This is a genomic window from Mesorhizobium sp. M5C.F.Ca.IN.020.32.2.1 (genome assembly GCF_004023105.1).
Classification (GTDB): domain Bacteria; phylum Pseudomonadota; class Alphaproteobacteria; order Rhizobiales; family Rhizobiaceae; genus Mesorhizobium; species Mesorhizobium wenxiniae.
In genome coordinates this window covers 1-1,892 of the sequence record NZ_RZSX01001068.1, presented here as the reverse complement: position 1 = coordinate 1,892, position 1,892 = coordinate 1, and the positions used below count along the sequence as shown (strand labels likewise).

Genomic DNA, 1,892 nt, shown 5'->3' with positions numbered 1-1,892 from the left:
GTGCAGACCTCCAGACCGATGAGTCTTTCCTGACGGGCGAATCCGTCCCGGTGCGCAAGATTGCAGGCAAAGATGGCCAGCTGCCAGCCGAGCGCCGTCCAGGTGGAGACGACCTGCCTTTCGCCTTTTCCGGATCACTCGTTGTTCGCGGTTCAGGCGTCGGCGAAGTTCTGGCGACCGGGCCGCGCAGCCAAATCGGTGCGATCGGGCAATCGCTCAGTTCGATGGAGACCGAAGCACCCCGCTTGCAGCGACAAACAAAACGCCTTGTCGGCATATTCGCACTCGTCGGCGGCGCGGTCAGTGTCCTCGCGGTCATGCTTTATGGCGTTTTGCGCGGGGGATGGCTTGATGCGGTGCTGGCAGGCATTGCGCTCGGCATGTCGATGCTGCCGGAAGAGTTTCCCATGGTGTTGACGATTTTCATGGCCATGGGCGCCTGGCGCATCTCGCAGGCACGCGTGCTCACCCGTCGCGCGGCAGCAATTGAAACGCTTGGCTCGGCAACGGTTCTCTGCACGGACAAGACCGGAACGCTGACCGAGAACCGCATGACAATAACAGAACTGAGAACGCCGGACGGCAAACTGCTCCGTTTGCCAGACGGCGCGAACGGAGCGATGCCGGCGGCATTCGGCGAACTGGTCGAGCTCGGCGTGCTCGCCAGTGCCGAGATTCCTTTTGATCCGATGGAAAAGGCATTTCACAACCTTGCCAAGGAGCGGGGGCTTGGGCGGGAACAGTTGAACAGCCCTGATCGGAAACTGGTCCGCACCTATGGGCTGCGTCCCGACTTGCTTGCCATGTCGAATGTGTGGTGGTCGGCGCTTGCCGGTGACAATTGCCTGGTCGCCGCCAAGGGCTCGCCGGAGGCCATCGCGGCACTTTGTCGTCTGAGTGCGGATCGTGTCGCTTCGGTCAAGGTTTCCGTGAACGCCATGGCAACCGAAGGACTCCGCGTCTTGGGCGTTGCACGTGCCAGTCATGCCGGCGATCAACTGCCAGACAAGCAGACTGGTTTCGATTTCGAATTCATCGGCCTCGTCGGGCTAGCTGATCCTCTGCGACCAGGCGTTCCGGATGCCGTGAGTGATTGCCGCGCCGCCGGGATTAAAGTGATCATGATCACCGGAGACTACCCGGCGACGGCAAGAGCAATTGCCGGCGAAGCTGGGCTCGACTTCGAAGATGTCGTCACCGGTGAAATACTCAAGACACTGGACGAGGCTGCCCTTTCGGCGCGCGTGAAAACCGCAACCGTGTTCGCGCGGATCATGCCTGAGCAGAAACTGGCGATCGTCAGGGCCTTGAAGGCCAATGGCGGGATCGTCGCCATGACGGGAGACGGCGTCAACGATGCCCCCTCGCTGAAAGCGGCCAACATCGGCATTGCCATGGGAGGCCGCGGCACCGACGTCGCCCGCGAGGCATCTTCCATTGTGCTTCTCGACGACGACTTCGGATCGATCGTAAAGGCCATACGGTTGGGCCGTCGCATCTATGACAATTTGCGCAAAGCGATGGGTTTCATCCTTGCAGTGCACGTGCCGATTGCCGGCTTGGCCCTACTTCCATTGCTGTTTGGACTGCCAATCCTGTTCGGGCCAATTCACATTGCCTTTCTGGAGATGGTGATCGACCCGGTCTGCTCACTGGTTTTTGAAGCGGAAAACGAGGAGGACGACATAATGAAACGTCCTCCGCGGGATCCGGAGGCGGCGCTCTTCTCACGTCCGTTGATCGCGTGGAGCCTTGTGCAGGGCCTTCTGGCTTTCGTGCTCGTTACGGGCATTTTTCTTCTCGGCTTGCGCTGGGAAATGCCAGAGGATGAGATTCGCGCGTTGACGTTCTTCTCATTGGTGTTGACGATCGTCGGGCTGATTTTCGTCAAC

At 60.0% G+C, this 1,892-nt stretch carries 1 protein-coding gene; it reads left to right on the top strand.

The window, feature by feature from the left end; translation table 11 throughout:
- On the top strand, positions 1-1,892 hold a 1,892-nt coding region (locus EOA86_RS32905; protein WP_128345387.1), incomplete at both ends, for an HAD-IC family P-type ATPase.